Source organism: Mesorhizobium sp. WSM4808 (genome assembly GCF_055811675.1).
Genome location: NZ_JBVVQX010000004.1, coordinates 305223 through 322882, shown reverse-complemented (window position 1 = coordinate 322882; position 17660 = coordinate 305223). Strand labels below are relative to the sequence as shown.

Here is a 17660-nt window from a genome sequence, read left to right as displayed (position 1 = left end):
TGCCCAAACAAAGCCGGAGGCAACTGCCCCAACAGAACGATCCACCGGCTTCGAGAAATTTTCAGGCACTTACAGTATGAGTTTCTAATGTGTTGGCTGTCAATTCACCCGTAGCCTTTGCCTTACGTTCAACAGCGCTGCCCCAACGGCAAACAGCAACATGATCAGCATTCCGTTAATGCGCCGTTGGCCGGGAGATATGAGCGCCTGTCCGGAAATCGGTATGTGGGCATCGATGGCGCCGCGTGCGTCGATCGCAAGCGCATCGACGATGCGCCCGCGCGGATCGACGACGGCCGAGATGCCGTTGTTGGCAGCACGTACCAATGGCAATCCATTTTCCACCGCGCGGATCTGGGCCTGCCTGAAATGCTGATACGGACCCGGCGTGTCGCCGAACCACGCATCGTTGGTAACGTTCACAATAAGCTGCGCTGACGCAGCGTCAACTGCCACAAGATCGGGAAAGATCACCTCATAACAGATAAATGGCAGCGCACGGATGCCATCGGGCAGCGTGATGGCGTGCCGCTCATTGCCGGCCGCGAAACTCATCGGCCCGGCAACCAGTTGCTCGATGCCGAAACGCTGGAGCAGATCGGCGAAAGGCAGGTATTCGCCGAACGGCACCAGGTGAACCTTGTCGACGGCGTCAGCGATTTCACCCTTGTCGTCGATCGCCACCACGGAGTTGTAGTAACGGCTGTCGGCATTCGCGGCCGAACCGCCTTCCTCGCGAACGACGCCGGCAATCAGCATCTGGCCGGATCCGAGCATGTCTCCCAGCGCCGTCAATGCGTCCGGACGCTCGGTGAAGAGGAAAGGCACCGAGGTTTCGGGCCACAGGATCAGCTGCGGCTTTTGATGGCCTGGGTCCGGCGCCTTGGCCGAGAGCCCCATCAGGACCGCGAAGATGCGGTCGCGCACCGAGGCATCCCATTTTTCCGACAGGTCCACGGCCGGCTGAACGATGCGGACATCCAGGCTGCGTGAAGCTGGCGGTTCGGGAGCGCCAAGCCTGACATAGCCGAAGCCGACATGGGCGGCGGCGAGCATGACAAACAGTGCCGCGCCGAGGCGCAGGTGCCCACGTGCCGCCAGCAGGGCCGGCAGTGCGAAGACGAACACGGCGAGCGCGTTCATGCCGATCATGCCCGTCACCGAGACGCTCTGCATCAGCAGCGGCACGGGCATGGCCGCGTAGCCGACGGCATTCCAGGGAAAACCGGTGAACAGGAAATCGCGCAGCCATTCCGCCAACCCGAAGCCGAAGGCAAGGGCGGCGATGCGGCCAATGTCGTTGCTCCACAGCAGCCGGGCTACGATTGCAGCAAAGCCGTAGAAAAAGGCGAGCATGAAAGGAATGCCGACCACCGCGAAGGGGAGCGCCCAGGCAAAACTGTCGGCCTCGACCAGCAGCGCCGAGCCGATCCACCAGAGGCCGGCGAGGAAATAGCCGAAACCGAACCACCAACCGACGGCAAAAGCCGGCCGCAGACGCCGGAACAGGCTGCCGGAAGCTTCGCCGGTGGCGCCGTCGAGCAGCCAGACCAGCAGCGGAAACGAGACGAAACAGGCGGCGAAGAAATCGTAAGGCGCCTGCCCAAGCACGGCAAAAGCGCCCGCGAGAAACGCCACGAGCGCACGCCGCCAACCCCAAAGCAGAATTATCCGGCCGGTGAGGCGCTCCATGCATACTTCCGAGTCGCGAATCAGGACACAAGATTTAACAGGCTGCGCTCCGCGCTCCAAACGGGCGGATGGCTGGCTGAGATGCACAGCTCCGGCCCTGCCCTACCGGTGCCAACCCTCGATTTGAACGCCGCCCAGCCGCTCGGCCTCCTCGCGCGGAACCGAACGGATGGTCTGCGTGAAGGTCCAGACATGGCCCTCGGGGTCGCGGGCACGATACTGGCGCTCGCCGTAGAACTGATCCGTCGGCTCCTGGATTATCTCAGCGTCGGTCGCCCGCGCCTGCTCGCAATGCGCATCCAGGCCGCCCTTCAGCCTGACATAGATCGACTGCGTGTTCCTGCCCGAGACCGAAGCCGGGCTGGCGACATAATCGCTCCATTCGGAATCGACGATGATGTAGCTGTCGCCGAATCGCATCTCTGCATGGACGAGTTTTCCCTCGGCATCGCTGACCACCATGCTGCGCTCGAAGCCAAATGCTGCTTCAAGCCAGTCCAGCGCGGCACGAGGGTCCTTGTAGAAGACACCGGACCCCAGACTTGGATGCTTGAACGGGTCGTCGACAGTCATCGGGCGAGCGTGAGGCTCACGCCTGTTCGGTGCGCGCGGTGGCGCGCCGGCGGCGCTCGCCCTTCTGGCTCTGCACGATGCGCACGCGCTTGACGCGGCGCGGATCAGCATCGAGGACGTGGAATTCGAAGCCGGGTATGGCCTGCACCACCTCGCCGCGGGCCGGAACACGGCCAAGCGTGTTGAAAATCATGCCGCCGATCGTGTCGACATATTCGCCATGTTCACCGGCGGCGAAATCCCCGCCGATCATCTTGGCGACGTCGTCGATCTCGGCCTTGCCGTCGACGATGAACACGCCGTCGCCGCTCTGGGTGATCATCGGCTCGTCGTCGTCATGCTCGTCCTCGATGTCGCCGACCACCATCTCGACGATGTCTTCCAGCGAGGCGAGGCCGTCGGTGCCGCCATATTCGTCGATGACCAGCGCCATCTGGGTGCGCGTCGTCTGCATGCGGCCCATCAGGTCGGAGGCAAGCATCGACGGCGGCACGAACAGCACCGGGCGGATCAGATTGAGGTCGCCAATGGTGCGTGCGAGGTCGACCTGGGCAAGATCGAGAACCGTGGCAGCGGGGGTTTTCCTGGTCGTGCGGCCCTTCTTGACGCGCGCGATCTTGGTGATGTGGGCCAGCACGTCACGGATATGGACCATGCCGCGCGGATCATCGAGCGTCTCGGAATAGACCGGCATGCGGGAATGGCCGGATTGTTCGAAAGTGCCCAGGAGATCGCCGAGCGTCGTCGTGATTTCGACCCCCTGAATGTCGGCGCGCGGTACCATGACGTCCTCGACGCGCACTTCGCGCAGCCGCAGGATGTTGTTGAGCATGGCGCGTTCGCCGGGCGAGAAGGCGCCGGCATCGCTCGTCGTCTCGGCAAGCGCGCCGGCAATTTCCTCACGCAGGCTGGTTCCGTTGCGTTGCCGAAAGAGGCCCAGAACGCGGTCGAACAGGGAGGGACCGGCAGGCAACGTCTCGCTGGCAACGCTGCCAGCACCGGCAGCAGCAGAGGTACCGCTAGCGCCAGAGGTACTGTTAGCACCAGAGGTAACGGTACTCGGACTTGATCCCTCTTCCGACGTATCGGAAGCCTTGGTCGCACTGCCGGCGTCGGGGCGGGCGGCAGTTTCTGGTTTGTCGTTCATCGTCGTCCGGTCAATTGATCAGATGTAGTTACGCGTAGGGGTCGGGAATGGCAAGCCTTGCAAGCGCCGCGCGTTCGACGGTTTCCATCGCCTCGGCTTCAGTGTCGGTCTCGTGATCGTAACCCAGCAAATGCAGCAGGCCGTGGATGACGAGATGGGTGATATGGTTCTCGACAGGCTTGTCTTCCAGTGCCGCTTCACGCGCGACCGTCTCGGCGGCGAGCACGATGTCGCCCAGCATCGGCGGCAACGGTCCGCCTTGCACAAACGGAAAAGCCGGGAAAGACAAGACATTGGTCGGCTTGTCCTTGCCGCGCCAGCCGGCGTTGAGAACCCGGACATGGGCGTCGTCGGTAAAAACGAGGCTGAGTTCGGAACGGCCCGCCACGCCGGTTTCGGCAAAAGCCGCCTTGACGGCGCGATCGACCAGCCGCGTCAGGCTTGCCTCGTCGGGCCAGTTGCCCGCCTCAACCGATATGTCGATGTCGACGGGAACATTCCCGTCGCCGGATGTTATGTCCTCAGGCATGAAGCCGCATCGTCAACATCAATTCTCGGCGCCGAGGCCGCGCGCCAGCTTGGCGTCCCGGTCGTAGGCCCTGACGATTTCCGCCACCAGCGGATGGCGGACCACATCGCCGTCGTTGAAGCGCACGGTGACCGCGCCCGCCACGCCGTCCAGCACCCGCAAGGCTTCGACCAGTCCCGATTTGGTGTTCGAAGGAAGGTCGATCTGGGTCGGATCGCCGGTGACAATCATGCGCGAATTTTCGCCCAGACGCGTCAGGAACATCTTCATCTGCATCGGCGTGGTGTTCTGCGCCTCGTCGAGGATGACGGCGGCATGCGCCAGCGTGCGGCCGCGCATGAAGGCGAGCGGCGCGATCTCGATCACTTCGGCGGCAATGGCGCGCTCGACCTTGTCGGCGGGCATCATGTCGTAGAGCGCGTCATAGAGCGGCCGCAGATAGGGATCGACCTTCTCCTTCATGTCGCCGGGCAGGAAGCCCAGCCGTTCGCCGGCCTCGACCGCAGGCCGCGAGAGAATGATGCGCTCGACCATGCCGCGCTCGAGCAGCATCGCCGCATGGGCCACCGCCAGATAGGTCTTGCCGGTGCCGGCCGGGCCGATGCCGAACACCAGTTCCGACCGTTCCAGCGCCCGCATATAGGCGTCCTGGTTGAGTGAACGGGCATAGATCGTCTTCTTGCGGGTGGCGATCTGGGCAGCGGAGACCTTGCCCTTGCGTTCCAGCGTCGGCAGCGTCAGCTGATCGTCGGCGGCGATCGCCATGCGCACGGCGCCGTCGACATCGGACTGGCCGATATCGACGCCCTTCTGGAGAATGCCGTAGAGATTGTCCAATGCCCGGCGCGCCTGCTCGGCAGCCGAAGCAGACCCTTTGATGGTCAGCTGGTTGCCGCGCGAGCGGATGTCGACACCGAGCTTTTGCTCGAGCCGCGCGAGATTTTCGTCGAACTGACCGTAAAGGGCGCTGGCAAGCTTGTTGTTGTCGAAAGTCAGAACGATGTGCGCCATGTCAGAAGCCCCAGATGCCGGTACCGGGGGCAGGTTCTTCAGCTCTGCTGCGCTCAACCGTCTCTCCTCATCTGCCGAGACCCTCAGGCCAATTCGGCGAACAGGCTGTTGTAGCCCGTCTTCGTGATTCGCACCTGGATAATGTCACCGATTTCGCCGGCCTTTTCATCAACAATAACCGGCTGCAGCCAAGGCGAGCGGCCAACCTTCTGGCCGGCCTGACGGCCGGGCTTCTCGATCAGCGTGTCGATGGCGCTTCCGACGAGGCTCAAACCGAAATCCTGCTGCTGCTTCACAAGCAGAGCCTGCAGTCTCTGCAAGCGCTCGTCCTTGACCGTTTCCGGCACGTGATCGGACATTTCGGCGCCCGGCGTGCCGGGGCGCGGCGAATATTTGAACGAAAAGGCCGAGGCGTAATTCACCTGACGCACCAGCTCCATGGTCGCCTCGAAATCCGCCTCGGTCTCGCCGGGAAAGCCGACGATGAAGTCGCCGGAGAGCGCAATGTCAGGCCGCGCGGTACGGATACGGTCGAGCAGCGCCAGATAATCCCTCGCCGTGTGCCGGCGATTCATCGCCTTGAGGATGCGGTCGGAGCCGGATTGCACCGGCAGATGCAGATAGGGCATCAATGCCGGCAGATCGCGATGGGCCGCTATCAGTTCGTCATCCATGTCGCGCGGGTGGCTGGTGGTGTAGCGCAAACGCGCCAGCCCGGGGATTTCGGCCAGCCTGAACAGCAGGCGGCCAAGCCCCCACTCCTGACCGCTCCCGCCCTGGCCATGCCAGGCATTGACGTTCTGGCCGAGCAGCGTCACTTCGCGCACGCCGGCTTCGGCCAGGCGCTCAGCCTCCGCGACAATCTGCGCCACCGGCCGGGAGACCTCGGAGCCCCTTGTATAGGGCACAACGCAGAAGGTGCAGAACTTGTCGCAGCCTTCCTGCACGGTGAGGAAGGCGGTGACGCCGCGCTTGATGACCTCGGCGCGCTTGGGCTGCGGCAGGTGCTCGAATTTGTCCTCGAGGGCGTAGTCGGTCTCGACGATCTTTTCGCCGCCGCGCACCCGCGCCAGCACGTCCGGGAGCCGGTGATAGGTCTGCGGACCGATGACCAGGTCGACTGCCGGCGAACGGCGGATGATCTCGGCGCCTTCGGCCTGCGCCACGCAGCCGGCGACGCCGACCAGCATCTCACGGCCGGCCAGGGCACGCTCGGCTTTCATATCGCGGATACGGCCGAGCTCGGAATAGACCTTTTCGGCCGCCTTCTCCCTGATATGACAGGTGTTCAGCAGCACCAGGTCGGCCTCGCCAATGGCATCGGTCGCGGAATAGCCGTCGGCAGCCAGCGCATCGGCCATACGCTGTGAATCATAGACATTCATCTGGCAGCCATAGGTCTTGATGAAGACTTTTCTCGCTGCCGCGGGAAGCACCGCCGGCTGTCCAGCCGTAGTGCCGATGTCGTCGCTTTCTATCGTGTTCAAGTCCATAAGGCGGCTTCTAACGCCTTTCCGTGACAAAAAACAGACGATTCTCGGCCCGCGCCAGCAAGAGCGTGCCGGAGCTACCGGCTCGGCCGCGGGTCGGCAAGCGCCGCCTGCATCATCTCACGCACCTGGCTTTCCATCAGTTTCGACGTCTCCTTGCGGTTCGAACCCTTGGAAAAGGCGATTGCCTCGCCGAAATGCACCTCGACGTCGAGCGCGCCCTCCGCCAGCAGAACCTTGAGATGCGGCATCAAATCCTCATCGCCGATCCAGGCGGCAAGCGGGCGATGCCGGCGGCCGAGCGTCACGCCGTGCAGACGCGTATAGGCGATCGCCACCGGCTGGATGAACACCTGTTCCGCCGCGCCTTCGGAAATCGCCATCGAGGCGGCGCCGAACAGCGTGCTCTTGAACGGCAGGACCATATTGCCGTCGCCGGTCGAGCCCTCGGCAAACAGCACCATCGCATCGCCCTTGGCCATGCGGCTGGCAATCTCGCTTGCCTGGTCGCCCGACGAACGCTTGCGCTCGCGCTCGATGAAGACGGTGCGCTGCAGCTTCGACAGCATGCCGATCAGCGGCCAGCCTTCCATATCCGCCCTGGCGATGAACTTTACGTCGGCAAAAGAGCCGAGCACCATGATGTCGGTCCAGGAGATGTGATTGGACGCAACCAGCAGCGGGCGCTTGTCGGACAGCGCTCCCTTGACATGGATGCGCATGCCGAGCGCCCTGACGATCAGCCTGTGCCAGACCTTGAGGATGAAGGTTTCCGGCCACCAGCCAGTCTTCATCGACAGAATCTGTAGCGGCACAAGGACCAACGAACCGGCGACAACGAGGCCCAGCGCCAGGAAAATCCTGATTTTCTTGATCATCGCCCCATCCCGGCCGTCTCGCTAGCGAAGATCGCGGCGCATGACAAGCGCGCCGGTCGGTCCGTGTTCGACCGATCTGTAGTAATTCGGCCGCTTGCCGACCTCGCGGAAGCCCAGCCGACGATAAAGCGCGATCGCCGCGACATTGGTCTCGTCGACCTCGAGGAACAGCGCTTCGGCGCGCTGCGCGTGCAGTTCGCGCAACACCGCGTCCATCAATTGCCAGCCCAGCCCCTGGCGACGATGCGATCGCGCCACCGCGACGGTCAGGATCTCGCCCTCGCCTGCCGCAAGCCTCGCCAGCACGAAGCCAACGGGCGGCTTGGAGCCCTGTCCGGTTTCGCGCGCGGCATAGCCGAACACGGTGTCCTGTTCGAGCAGGGCGGCGAATTCGCCATCGGTCCAGGGGCGGACAAAGTCCTCGCGATGCAGCAGCGAGACCGCCGGACTGTCGGCGATCCTCAGCGGCTCGAGCGCGTAGTCCCGGCGGCGTGGTTGGAGAAAAGGTATGCGCATTTATCTTTCTTGCCTTGATAGAATAAAGCCAACCTGCGGCTTGGCGTCGGCGCCGCGCATATAGAGTGGTTTCGGCCGTTCGCCCGCGCCCTTGGCGGCAGCCAGGCGGGCGTAGGTGACAATGTCGGCGGTGGCTGTCCGAGGGCCGACATCAAATTCGCGCCCGGCCGATGCGCTGATGAGCGCTGCCGCGGTGCCGGCAAGCACCGGAGACGTTTCCTTCGCCATAGTCACCACGTCAGCCAGCGTGGCCGCGGCCGGACCGTAAGTCAAGACTAACCTTTCGTCGTAAAAGGCCGCGTGGATCTCTTCACGGCCGGCATGGAGCGCCGCCAGCACGGCGCGACCGGGAAATGCCGCTGCTGCTTCGGCGGCCAGCGCCTCCAGTGTCGTCACCCCTATCGCCGGTATCTTCAGCGCCAGCGCCAGGCCACGCGCGGTCGAGACGCCGACGCGCAGACCGGTGAAAGAACCGGGGCCGACAGAGACGGCGATGGCGCCAAGACCTGCATAGTCGGTTGCGCTTGCCTCCAGCGCTTCGGCGATGACCGCCATCAGTTGCTCGGCATGGCCCTTGCCGAGATCGAGCACCTGATGGCCAAGCTCCTGCTTCGCCGTCGCGTCATAGACGCAAGCGGCGCAGAGGTTGGCGGCACAGTCGATGGCAAGCAATTTCATGAGGCAACCGGTTCGAAAAACAATTCCCTGTGCCCGCCACGGCCCGCCACCGCAAGGGGATAGTGCATAATTCGTTAAGCGGCTTCGCTTGTAGCCTATGCGGCCTGTTCGATACGCAGCATGTGGTTGTCCCAGACATAGTCCGGTTCGGAGCGTGTCGCACCGCTGCCCTCGACGATCTCACCGGCGCCGGTGGTGGCCATGAAGCCGGTTCCATCGGGCGCCACGCCGCAGACCTCGACCAATGCGCTGTTCGCAACGACCCGGCCGCTGGCCGCATCGATCACGACGAGCGAGTTGCCTTCCGGCGAGGAAACGGCGACGGTTCCGGCAGCCCGATTGGCGGCCACCGAGCCTATGTAGTTGCGGAAGCCGGACAAAACGTCCTGCGGCATGTCCAGCAACTGCAGCTCCTTGCCGCGGGCGGCGCGACCGACCAGCAACGGTCGATCGGTGCCCGGCCCCCTGTACTGGCAGCCGAACCAGACGCTTCCGGACCGATCGGTGTCCATGTGGCGGATCGACAGCTGATGCAGTGCGGCCGGCAATTCGTGCTTCTCGATAAGATCGCCGGTGACGCGGTCTATCAGCACATAGGACGGCTTCATGGTTGCAATGTTGAGCTCGGCGCGGCCGTAATCCGGATGGGTCTCGATGCCGCCATTGGCAACCGCGATCGTCCTGCCATCGCCCAGGAGCAGAAGCTCGTGCGGACCCACGCCATAGGTCGGGAATTCGCCGACACGGCTGAATTTGGCCCGCGCATCGTAGACGCCGACGACGCCGGCGGCGTTGTCGAAGTCGTTTTCGGTGGCATAGAGCAGCGCACCGTCGGCCGAGAACACGCCATGGCCGAAGAAATGCCGGCCGGCGATGCTGGCGATGGTCAGCGGCGCGTCACGGCCCGAGTGATCGAAAACCACGGCGAAGGTGCCGGGCTGACGCGCGAAGACCACCGAGCGTTTCGATATGGGATCGAAGGTGACATCGTGGCCGCGATCGGACAGGTCGATCGCATGCAGGACCTTGCCGGCCTCGGACAGGACGGCAGCGCCAAAGCTGCCGTCGCGTTTGACGAAAGCCGTGGCGAAGACGGCGTCGGCCACAAGCGTGGTTGCCCAGGCCGAGGGCGTCATCGTCGCCATGAAGCCAACGCCTGCAGCTCTCAGGAAGTCGCGGCGATCTATCAGAGGGGTTTTCAATTCAGTCCCCATCCAGCGAGGAGAAGCCTGCGGTCAGTCCGAATTCGGAGGTCAACCTCGTGCCGATCAAGGCCGACAGGCTGGAGGTGATCAGCGCGAAATGATCGAGCTTGTCACGAAGCGCCGGATCGGCAAGCGCCTTGTCGATTGGACCGCTGACCGCCTTGGCGGTGGCGACACCGTTGACCAGCTGGATGTGGATCGACTCGGCCATCCAGCGCGCATCGGCCGGCAGAGCATCGCCAAGTTTCGAGGCCTGGAACAGCGTATCGATGCCGGAGAGATTGCCGGCCAGTGACGCGGTGGTGTTTTGCGAGCGCCAATAGATTGCCTGTTTCGGCTTGTCCGCATCCGGCTTGCCGCCGAAAAACCCTTTCAGGCGCACGTCGCGGACCATTTCCAGTTCGTTGATGAAGACGCCGACCAGTTCCGTCACCGCTTCGTTGCCGTCGCGGTAGAGCGGGTTCTGCGCCCCCGGATTGGCCCAAAGCGCGGCAAAGCCGTCCGGCTTGTTCCAGGCGGCGCTGACCTCGCCGGCCATGGTTTCGATGTTGCCGGCAACGGCAGTGCCATAAGCGCAGCGGTAGGGATCATCCTTGCCGGCAAGTGCATCGGCGCCGTCGCCGTAAAGAACGAATTCGAGCGCGCCCAGCCCCTGCATGGCAACGCTCTTGCCGGCCAGTTGTGCCGGATCGGTCGCGGTCGGATCCTTGTCGGACAGCGCCGCCTGTACCTGTTTCAGGCCGATGCTCTTGCGATCCGGCCAGAACAGCATGCGCTCCAGCCGGTTGTTCTCCTTGATCGGTCCGAAGCCGATGATTTCGGCTAACGACCAGGCATAGACGGTGGCGGAGAATTCGGCGCGCGCGGCATCGAGTTTTCCTTGCGAGGGCGTGACGCACAGCTTGCGCATGGATCCGGTCAAGGCTTCCGCATGCTCGTGCAGGCCGGCATAGGCCGGGCGGACGAAGCCATCGATCGCGCGCTGGATGATATCGGAGGCTTTGACCGCCGCAGACGCAGGGGCAACGCCCAGCAATGCCAGCGCAAGAACGAGAAACAATGCAGAACGCTTGAACATCACAGTGACTCCAGGAATTTGAGCAGCGCGTCACGCTCAGTCGCACTGGCGGCGGCAAAGCGGTCGCGCGCTTTCTGCGCCTCGCCGCCATGCCACAGGATCGCCTCGGTCAGGCTGCGCGCGCGCCCGTCATGCAGGAAGAAGGAATTGCCGTTGACCGTCCCGGTCAGGCCGATGCCCCACAGCGGCGGCGTGCGCCATTCATTGCCCGTCGCATCTCCCACAGCCTGGCCATCGGCCAGATCTGGCCCCATGTCGTGCAGCAGGAAGTCGGAATAAGGCCAGATCAACTGGAACGCCTGCGCCTTGTTGGGCGTATCGCGGCGCGTGACGAATTTCGGCGTGTGGCAGGCAATGCAGCCGATCTCGTAGAATGTTTTTTTGCCCGCGAGCACGTCGGGCCGGTCGAGGTCGCGGCGCGGCGGCACGGCCAGGTTCTGCGAATAGAAGGTGACGAGATCCATCACCGGCGGCGGCGCCTCGATCGGGCCAAGACGCTGCTGCACGCCGTTCGGCATGTCGAGGCATTTTGCCTCCGCAGCAGTGCAATCGCCCCAATGCTTCGGCTCTTCGGGCGTCGAGATGCCGATGTCGCCGGCAAAGGCGTCCGCCGCCTGCTGGCGGATCGACGCGGTCTGTGCCTTCCAGCCGAAACGGCCAAGCGTCAGTTTTCCGTTCAGGCTATCGCGCACGATGTTCGGCCTGCCGGAAATGCCGTCGCGGTCCCTGTCGTCCGGATCGGCGTGGGCGAGAATATCAGCCGGCGCGATCTGTTCGATCAGGCCCAAGCCGATCATCGGCGGGGTCAGGCGCGGCGACAGCGTGGTGCGTGGGTCAAGCGGCCCGTAGCCAAGGCCGTCAACCGAATAGCTCGGCTTGCGCAAGGAGATCACAGTGCGGTCCGTCAGCTCTACCTTACGTTCTTGGTAGTCGACATGCATCCTGCCTTCACCGGGCAGGCCGGGTACGGCGAGCTCCTGCAATTGCCTGCCGTAGACCGGGTCGGGGAAGTTGAGCACCTCGTGGTCGGCAAGCGCCGCCTTCTCTTCCGCGCTGCTGGCGTCACGGGCCAGCCGCAGGAACATCGACGTGGTGCCGACGTCGCCTTGCGGCGGGCGGCCGCGGCCATCCTTCAGATGGCAGTTCTGGCAGGCACGTTCGTTGAACAGCGGGCCGAGCCCGTCCGACGCCTGCGTCGAGGATGGCGACGAGACCCAGTTCTTGCGGAAAAGGGCATTGCCGAGTTTGAAGTCGCCCTCTTCCTCGAAGGTGATGTTGGCCGAGGATTGCGAGAAGGAATCGCGGCTGACGTCCTTCCGGGACGTGCCGGCGCCACCTTGCATCAGTTCGAACTGCTCTGGCCTGGAAAAATCCGCGGTCGGCCTCGTGACGGCGATGACGCGCGCCTGGTCCTTCGCATTGAGGTCGGTGCGCGTGGTGGCGAGCCCGGCAGGCTGAAGATCACCGGCCATCGCCGAGGAGGCAAGCGCCAACACGAGCACGACATAGCGCCGACGCGCCAATCCGGCCGGCGTCTTGCGAAGGAGCGGCGAGCCATTGGCCCGCCGCGAGCGGCGCACGAATTCTAGCAGGCGCCGCATTCCCGCATGCCCTTACTCCGCCTCGTCCGCCGATGCGGCGTTGAGCTGGCCGTATTTTTCCTCGCCGATCGAGGCAAGCAGGTCGAGCTGCGTCTCGAGAAAGTCGATGTGACCCTCCTCGTCGGCGAGCAATTCCTCGAACAGCTTCATCGTCACGTAGTCGCCGGCGTCGTTGCAGATTTCGCGCGACCGCTTGTAGGCGGTACGTGCGTCATATTCGCCGGCAAGATCGGATTCGAGCACTTCCTTGACGTTCTGCCCGATGCGCAGTGGCGCCACGGACTGCAGGTTCGGATGGCCTTCGAGGAAGATGATACGGGCGACGAGCTTGTCGGCATGGTGCATCTCCTCGATCGATTCCGCCCGCTCCTTCTTTGCCAGCTTGGCGTATCCCCAGTCCTCAAGCAGACGGAAATGCACCCAGTACTGATTGACGGCCCCAAGCTCCAGAAAAAGAGCCTCGTTAAGCCGCTCGATGATCTGCGGATCGCCTTTCATGAATTCTGCTCCCGTATTGGACGCGCAGGCCTCTGACGCGATCCAGGTGTGAAACGACATCCACGCCGCTCGCCTCCGAGCGGGCGTGGTAATTTTCGGTGACCCGAATGATCGTTTCCACCACATTTGGGAAGCAGCCGCAACAGCGACCGCGCTTTTGCATGGCATGATAGATCTTCGCCGGCACGATCAGCTGCCAGGGATCCTGGTCCAGCAGCGCGACGATCGTCTGCTCGATCTCCTTCTCGGTGATGATATTGCAATGACAAATCAGCATTGGCTTGCTCGGCTGGCTGACGGCGTCTCCCGCGCCGTGTGGCTTGATTTTCTAGCGGAGGCCGTTCCAGAGCCGGTTGTCCGGCTCCGGATCAGTCTCCTGTCTTTCGGCCCTTAATTGAACACCTTGTCCGGCGCGTCGAGGCTGTCGGACCCTTCGAAGGCGATGGTGCTGAGCTTCAGGGAGCCGACGGCGCGCTCAATCGACTTGGTCTGATCGACCAGCGCATCGATCGCCGCCTGCACGGTGGCGTTGCCCTCAACGTTGCCCTCGGCGATCTGCTGGTCATAGGCCTCGCCGGCCAGTGCACGCGCCTTGATCGCCTCCATCTTGGCGACGGTGAGATCGAGCTTGTCAGACAGTTCCTTGTCGATCGCCGGATCGGCCGCCTTCACCATATCGGCCACCGAGGGACCCGAAACGACGGTGCCGTCGAGACGCGTGTAGCTCGCACGATAGGCCGCGCGAATGCCGATGGCGTCGTAGAGATGCGAATTGTAGGTGTTGTCGGAGAAGCAATCGTGCTCCTCTTCCGGATCATGCAGCAGCAGGCCGAGCTTCATGCGCTCGCCGGCCAGTTCGCCGTAGGACAGCGAGCCCATGCCGGTGAAGATGGTCGAGATCGCCGTGTTCGGCTCGCCATCGACGAGAGCCTTGCGGGCGGCGCCGTCTTCCTTCCAGTTGCCGACCATCTCCTGAATATCCGAAACCAGAAGGTCGCTGGCCGATTTCAGATACTCGGCGCGGCGATCGCAATTGCCGCCGGTGCAGTTCTTGAGGTCGTAGTCGGTATAGGGGCGCTCGCCGGCACCCGGGCCGGTGCCATGCAGGTCCTGGCCCCAGAGCAGGAATTCGATGGCGTGGTAGCCGGTGGCGACATTGGCCTCGATGCCGCCGGCTCCCTGCAGTGTGCCGGAGAGGAACTCCGGCGAAAGCTTCGATGCATCGACCTTCTTGCCGTTGATCTCGATCTCCTTGTTGGCGATCACATTGGCCGTGTAGAGCGCGTTCGCGTCCGATTCGGTGCCGTAGCTCTTGGCAACGTAGTCGATCAAGCCTTCATCCAGCGGCCAGGAGTTCACCTTGCCTTCCCAGTCGTCGACGCTCTTGTTGCCGAAGCGGTAGACCTCGGTCTGCTGGTAGGGAACGCGCGATGCCTTCCAGGCGTCACGGGCAGCGTTGAGGGTTTCCACCGATGGCGCGGCGAGCAGCGCGTCGACCGCCTTGTCGAGCGCCTGCGCGGTGGTCAGCGAATCCTCGTATTTGGCGAGTGCGATGTCGGAATAGGTCTTGATGACCGCCTTTGCATCGGTTTCCGCCTTTGCCGGCAACACGAATACCGCCGCCGTCAGCAGGGCAGTGGCGCCGATCGCCGCAAGCCTGCTGCCATATCGTGCTGTCATAATCACTCTCCAGTTTCTCGGAAATTCTGTAAACGGCGCGCGCAACAACCGGCGCCAGGCCATCTGTGGGCCATTGGGCGCAAGAGATGCCGCGCCATCGCGCGGTTCGCGGAAGAAAGACACCAAATGCCTCCAATCGAAAGGGTTCAAGGCCCAGACATTAAAGGGATGCGCTGACGCGCGAGCCTCCATAAAGCTGCGACATCGGCGGATGTCAATGACAATCCGTAGGAAAAGTCAATTGAAACAACAGTTTAGAATTATTCTAAACTACGACTGTCAACTTTATGCATCTTCTGCACCGGTCTTGCCACTGAACTGTACGATTGACAGCCGCCATTCCGGGTGCGACCCGCAAAAGCTCTCTTGCGGCGGCACCAGACAATTGCCACTTGGCGAGACATCCTAGGATAGAAGTGGGATTGGAATGCGATGAAGAACGGTGTGGTCATTGTCGGCGCGGGTCATGCGGGCGTGCAAGCGGCCGCCAGTCTGCGCGAAGACGGCTATGACGGGCCGGTGATCCTCGTCGGGGATGAGGACGAACTTCCCTATCACAAGCCGCCGCTGTCGAAGACTTTCATCAAGGATGCCGAGGCCAAGCCGCAACCCTTGCGCGGCGAGGCCTTTTACACCGGCAGCGCCATCGATTACCGGCCTGGCGTCAGGATCGATCGGATCGATGCCGGACGCCGCAGTTTGGATATTGCCGGCGGTGGTGCGCTGGCCTTTGACCACCTGATCCTGGCGACAGGCTCGCGCCCGCGCACGCTGCCGCTGCCCGGTGCCGACCTGTCCGGTGTGCTGTCGCTGCGCTCGCTGGCCGATGCGCGGCTGATCCGCGACCTCAGCGCGCAAAGCGACGAAGTCGTCATCCTCGGCGGCGGTTTCATCGGGCTGGAGATCGCAGCCACGTTGAGGGCCGCCGGTCGCACGGTGACAGTGGTGGAGGCCGTGGACCGGCTGCTCGGCCGCGCCGTGGCGCCGGTCGTGGCGAGCCACGTCCGGCAACGGCTGGAGGCGACAGGCGTGCGCATCCTCACCGGCACCTCGATCGCCAGGCTCGATGGCGAAAACGGTCATGTCACGGCTGCCATCACCTCATCAGGCGAAAGGCTGCCGGCGCGCATGGTCATCGTCGGCATTGGTGCCGTGCCGAATGTCGAACTGGCGCAGGCGGCCGGCCTCAGCATCGCCAACGGCATTCGCGTCGATCATCAGATGCGCACGTCGATGCCGGAGATTCTCGCTATTGGCGATGCTGCCTCTTACCGTCACTGGCTCACCGGCGGCGACGTGCGGCTGGAATCGGTGCAGAATGCCACCGACCAGGCGCGGCTTGCCGCGCGCACGATATCGGGCCACACCGACGCCTATTCGGCGGTGCCATGGTTCTGGTCTGACATCGGCGACATGAAATTGCAGATGGTCGGCCTGACCGCCGGCGGCGACAGCCATGTCGTGCTGGGCGACCTGCCCGACAACAAATTCTCGATCTACCACTATGCCGGCGACCGGCTGCTCGGTATCGAATCGGTCAACCGTCCCGGCGACCACATGCTTGGCCGCAAGATGCTCGGCGCCGGCTTCTCGCCGACGCCGGAAACGGTGGCCATGGGTCCCGAAGGGCTCAAGGCGGCGCTGGCCGCGTTTCAGCAGGATGAGCCCGCCAGGGCTGCGGGCTAGCCCCCGCTTACCCTCCCCCTTGTGGGGAGGGTCGCTGCGAAGCAGCGGGGTGGGGGTGGGCGCCAAGCCCCCACCCGGACCTTCGGTCCGACCTCCCCACAAGGGGAGGGTAGAAGTTCAGGCGGCGCAGACTTCGCGGATCGAGCTTTCCAGGATGTCGAGTGCTTCGTTCATGACTTCGTCCTGGATGGTGATCGGCGCCAGGAAGCGGATGACGTTGCCGTAGACGCCGCAGGTCAGCAGGATCAGGCCCTTGTCGAGCGCCTTCAACCGGATCGCATTGGCGATCTCGGCCGACGGCAGGCCCTTCTTGACGTCGTTGAACTCGACCGCATTCATGAAGCCGAGGCCTCTGATGTCAACGATTTCGGGCACGTCGTCGCGGATCGACTGCAGCCGCTGCTTCAGCCTTGCGCCCAGCGTGTTGGCGCGGTCGCACAGGTTTTCGTCCTCGATCACGTCGAGCACGGCGTGCGCGGCGGCAACACCGATCGGGCTGCCGCCATAGGTGCCGCCGAGCCCGCCGGGGCCGGGCGCATCCATGATTTCGGCGCGGCCAGTGACCGCGGCCAGCGGGAAACCGCCGGCCAGGCTCTTGGCCATGGTGGTGATGTCTGCGGCCACCTCATGGTGATCCATCGCAAACATCTTGCCGGTGCGGGCAAAGCCGGTCTGCACTTCGTCGGCGATCAGCAGCATGCCGTGCTGGTCGCAAAGCTTGCGCAGCGCAACCAGGAAGTCACGCGGCGCGTCGTAGAAACCGCCTTCGCCCTGAACCGGCTCGATGATGATGGCTGCGACGCGGGCCGGATCGACATCGGCCTTGAACAGCCGGTCGAGCGCGGCCAGCGAGTCGGCGACCGAGACACCGTGCAGCGGCACCGGGAACGGCGCATGATAGACGTCGCCCGGCATGGCGCCGAAGCCGACCTTGTAGGGCACGACCTTGCCGGTCAGCGCCATGCCCATGAAGGTGCGGCCATGGAAGCCGCCGGCGAAGGCGATGACCGCCTGACGGCCGGTGGCATTGCGGGCGATCTTGATGGCGTTCTCTACCGCCTCGGCCCCGGTGGTGACGAAGATCGTCTTCTTCTCGAACTTGCCGGGCAGCATGCCGTTCAGCCGTTCGGCCAGGCGCACATAGCTCTCATAGGGCACCACCTGGTGGCAGGTGTGGGTGAAGCGGTCGAGCTGTGCCTTGACCGCCTCGATCACCCTGGGATGGCGATGCCCGGTGTTGACCACGGCGATGCCCGACGAGAAATCGATATAGCGACGTCCCTCGACATCCCAGATTTCCGAATTTTCAGCCCGGTCGGCATAGATCTGCGTGGTCATGCCGACGCCGCGGGAAATCGATTGGTTCTTGCGTTCGGAAATGGCTGAATTCTTCATCGT

General features: G+C 63.6%; 17 protein-coding genes. 1 reads left to right on the top strand and 16 read right to left on the bottom strand.

The genetic code is table 11. The features are described 5' to 3' along the window. Nucleotides 1-99 precede the first annotated feature (99 nt). The 15 genes from lnt to AC0L2U_RS09175 form a co-directional block, all read right to left on the bottom strand. The gene (lnt, locus tag AC0L2U_RS09245; RefSeq protein ID WP_473601771.1) at nt 100-1692 is read right to left on the bottom strand and encodes an apolipoprotein N-acyltransferase; all 1593 of its coding nucleotides are present in this window, start codon (nt 1690-1692) and stop codon (nt 100-102) included. Between the two features lie 102 nt (nt 1693-1794). Continuing rightward, the gene (locus AC0L2U_RS09240) at nt 1795-2265 is read right to left on the bottom strand and encodes a VOC family protein (RefSeq protein ID WP_292135422.1); all 471 of its coding nucleotides are present in this window, start codon (nt 2263-2265) and stop codon (nt 1795-1797) included. Between the two features lie 16 nt (nt 2266-2281). Further along, entirely contained in the window at nt 2282-3412 is a 1131-nt protein-coding gene (locus AC0L2U_RS09235) for a hemolysin family protein (protein ID WP_128363210.1), read from the bottom strand. Nucleotides 3413-3440: 28 nt separating this feature from the next. Continuing rightward, on the bottom strand, nt 3441-3941 hold the full coding sequence (gene ybeY / locus AC0L2U_RS09230; protein WP_127327723.1) for an rRNA maturation RNase YbeY: 501 nt from the start codon (nt 3939-3941) through the stop codon (nt 3441-3443). An 18-nt stretch (nt 3942-3959) separates the two neighbouring features. After that, the gene (locus AC0L2U_RS09225) at nt 3960-4952 is read right to left on the bottom strand and encodes a PhoH family protein (protein ID WP_023758127.1); all 993 of its coding nucleotides are present in this window, start codon (nt 4950-4952) and stop codon (nt 3960-3962) included. A gap of 83 nt (nt 4953-5035) precedes the next feature. Next, nucleotides 5036-6445 (bottom strand): tRNA (N6-isopentenyl adenosine(37)-C2)-methylthiotransferase MiaB, encoded by a 1410-nt coding sequence (miaB, locus tag AC0L2U_RS09220; RefSeq protein ID WP_128363211.1) that lies wholly within the window; start codon nt 6443-6445, stop codon nt 5036-5038. Between the two features lie 74 nt (nt 6446-6519). Continuing rightward, complete coding sequence (olsA, locus tag AC0L2U_RS09215) at nt 6520-7320, bottom strand: lyso-ornithine lipid O-acyltransferase (protein WP_128363212.1); 801 nt, start codon at nt 7318-7320, stop codon at nt 6520-6522. Between the two features lie 21 nt (nt 7321-7341). Next, nucleotides 7342-7836 (bottom strand): ribosomal protein S18-alanine N-acetyltransferase, encoded by a 495-nt coding sequence (rimI, locus tag AC0L2U_RS09210; RefSeq protein WP_473601769.1) that lies wholly within the window; start codon nt 7834-7836, stop codon nt 7342-7344. Beyond that, nucleotides 7837-8514 carry a tRNA (adenosine(37)-N6)-threonylcarbamoyltransferase complex dimerization subunit type 1 TsaB gene (gene tsaB, locus AC0L2U_RS09205; protein ID WP_473601768.1) on the bottom strand — a complete coding sequence of 226 codons (678 nt, stop codon included), beginning with the start codon at nt 8512-8514 and terminating at the stop codon, nt 7837-7839. It lies immediately after the preceding gene. Between the two features lie 95 nt (nt 8515-8609). Continuing rightward, a complete protein-coding gene (locus tag AC0L2U_RS09200) occupies nt 8610-9716 on the bottom strand; it encodes a DUF1513 domain-containing protein (RefSeq protein WP_473601767.1) in 1107 nt (368 codons plus the stop codon). Nucleotide 9717: 1 nt separating this feature from the next. Further along, nucleotides 9718-10797 carry an imelysin family protein gene (locus AC0L2U_RS09195; protein WP_292701099.1) on the bottom strand — a complete coding sequence of 360 codons (1080 nt, stop codon included), beginning with the start codon at nt 10795-10797 and terminating at the stop codon, nt 9718-9720. Further along, complete coding sequence (locus tag AC0L2U_RS09190; RefSeq protein ID WP_128287828.1) at nt 10797-12398, bottom strand: di-heme oxidoreductase family protein; 1602 nt, start codon at nt 12396-12398, stop codon at nt 10797-10799. The genes AC0L2U_RS09195 and AC0L2U_RS09190 overlap by 1 nt, the downstream gene beginning before the upstream one ends. Nucleotides 12399-12410: 12 nt before the next feature. After that, a complete protein-coding gene (bfr, locus tag AC0L2U_RS09185; RefSeq protein WP_013527914.1) occupies nt 12411-12896 on the bottom strand; it encodes a bacterioferritin in 486 nt (161 codons plus the stop codon). Continuing rightward, nucleotides 12862-13173, bottom strand: coding sequence for a (2Fe-2S)-binding protein (locus tag AC0L2U_RS09180; protein ID WP_127395538.1), 312 nt, complete (start codon nt 13171-13173; stop codon nt 12862-12864). Before AC0L2U_RS09180 ends, bfr begins: the two co-directional genes overlap by 35 nt. A 113-nt stretch (nt 13174-13286) precedes the next feature. Continuing rightward, nucleotides 13287-14576 (bottom strand): imelysin family protein, encoded by a 1290-nt coding sequence (locus AC0L2U_RS09175; protein WP_127807970.1) that lies wholly within the window; start codon nt 14574-14576, stop codon nt 13287-13289. A gap of 432 nt (nt 14577-15008) precedes the next feature. Here AC0L2U_RS09175 and AC0L2U_RS09170 point away from each other — a divergent pair, with 432 nt between their 5' ends. Next, nucleotides 15009-16262: an NAD(P)/FAD-dependent oxidoreductase gene (locus tag AC0L2U_RS09170; RefSeq protein ID WP_128287829.1), complete on the top strand. Its 1254-nt coding sequence runs from the start codon at nt 15009-15011 to the stop codon at nt 16260-16262. 117 nt (nt 16263-16379) lie between these two features. Here the strand turns inward: AC0L2U_RS09170 and AC0L2U_RS09165 are convergent, their stop codons facing one another. Beyond that, nucleotides 16380-17657, bottom strand: coding sequence for a 4-aminobutyrate--2-oxoglutarate transaminase (locus tag AC0L2U_RS09165; protein ID WP_023811424.1), 1278 nt, complete (start codon nt 17655-17657; stop codon nt 16380-16382). Between the last annotated feature and the right edge of the window lie 3 nt (nt 17658-17660).

Excerpts from the sequence above, each read along its gene's own strand:
- tsaB (WP_473601768.1), bottom strand. The coding sequence starts at position 8,514 with ATGAAATTGCTTGCCATCGACTGTGCCGCCAACCTCTGCGCCGCTTGC.
- AC0L2U_RS09170 (WP_128287829.1), top strand. The coding sequence starts at position 15,009 with ATGAAGAACGGTGTGGTCATTGTCGGCGCGGGTCATGCGGGCGTGCAA.
- AC0L2U_RS09240 (WP_292135422.1), bottom strand. The coding sequence starts at position 2,265 with ATGACTGTCGACGACCCGTTCAAGCATCCAAGTCTGGGGTCCGGTGTC.
- lnt (WP_473601771.1), bottom strand. The coding sequence starts at position 1,692 with ATGGAGCGCCTCACCGGCCGGATAATTCTGCTTTGGGGTTGGCGGCGT.
- AC0L2U_RS09225 (WP_023758127.1), bottom strand. The coding sequence starts at position 4,952 with ATGGCGCACATCGTTCTGACTTTCGACAACAACAAGCTTGCCAGCGCC.
- AC0L2U_RS09235 (WP_128363210.1), bottom strand. The coding sequence starts at position 3,412 with ATGAACGACAAACCAGAAACTGCCGCCCGCCCCGACGCCGGCAGTGCG.
- AC0L2U_RS09175 (WP_127807970.1), bottom strand. The coding sequence starts at position 14,576 with ATGACAGCACGATATGGCAGCAGGCTTGCGGCGATCGGCGCCACTGCC.
- rimI (WP_473601769.1), bottom strand. The coding sequence starts at position 7,836 with ATGCGCATACCTTTTCTCCAACCACGCCGCCGGGACTACGCGCTCGAG.
- bfr (WP_013527914.1), bottom strand. The coding sequence starts at position 12,896 with ATGAAAGGCGATCCGCAGATCATCGAGCGGCTTAACGAGGCTCTTTTT.
- miaB (WP_128363211.1), bottom strand. The coding sequence starts at position 6,445 with ATGGACTTGAACACGATAGAAAGCGACGACATCGGCACTACGGCTGGA.
- olsA (WP_128363212.1), bottom strand. The coding sequence starts at position 7,320 with ATGATCAAGAAAATCAGGATTTTCCTGGCGCTGGGCCTCGTTGTCGCC.
- ybeY (WP_127327723.1), bottom strand. The coding sequence starts at position 3,941 with ATGCCTGAGGACATAACATCCGGCGACGGGAATGTTCCCGTCGACATC.
- AC0L2U_RS09195 (WP_292701099.1), bottom strand. The coding sequence starts at position 10,797 with ATGTTCAAGCGTTCTGCATTGTTTCTCGTTCTTGCGCTGGCATTGCTG.
- AC0L2U_RS09165 (WP_023811424.1), bottom strand. The coding sequence starts at position 17,657 with ATGAAGAATTCAGCCATTTCCGAACGCAAGAACCAATCGATTTCCCGC.
- AC0L2U_RS09190 (WP_128287828.1), bottom strand. The coding sequence starts at position 12,398 with ATGCGGCGCCTGCTAGAATTCGTGCGCCGCTCGCGGCGGGCCAATGGC.
- AC0L2U_RS09180 (WP_127395538.1), bottom strand. The coding sequence starts at position 13,173 with ATGCTGATTTGTCATTGCAATATCATCACCGAGAAGGAGATCGAGCAG.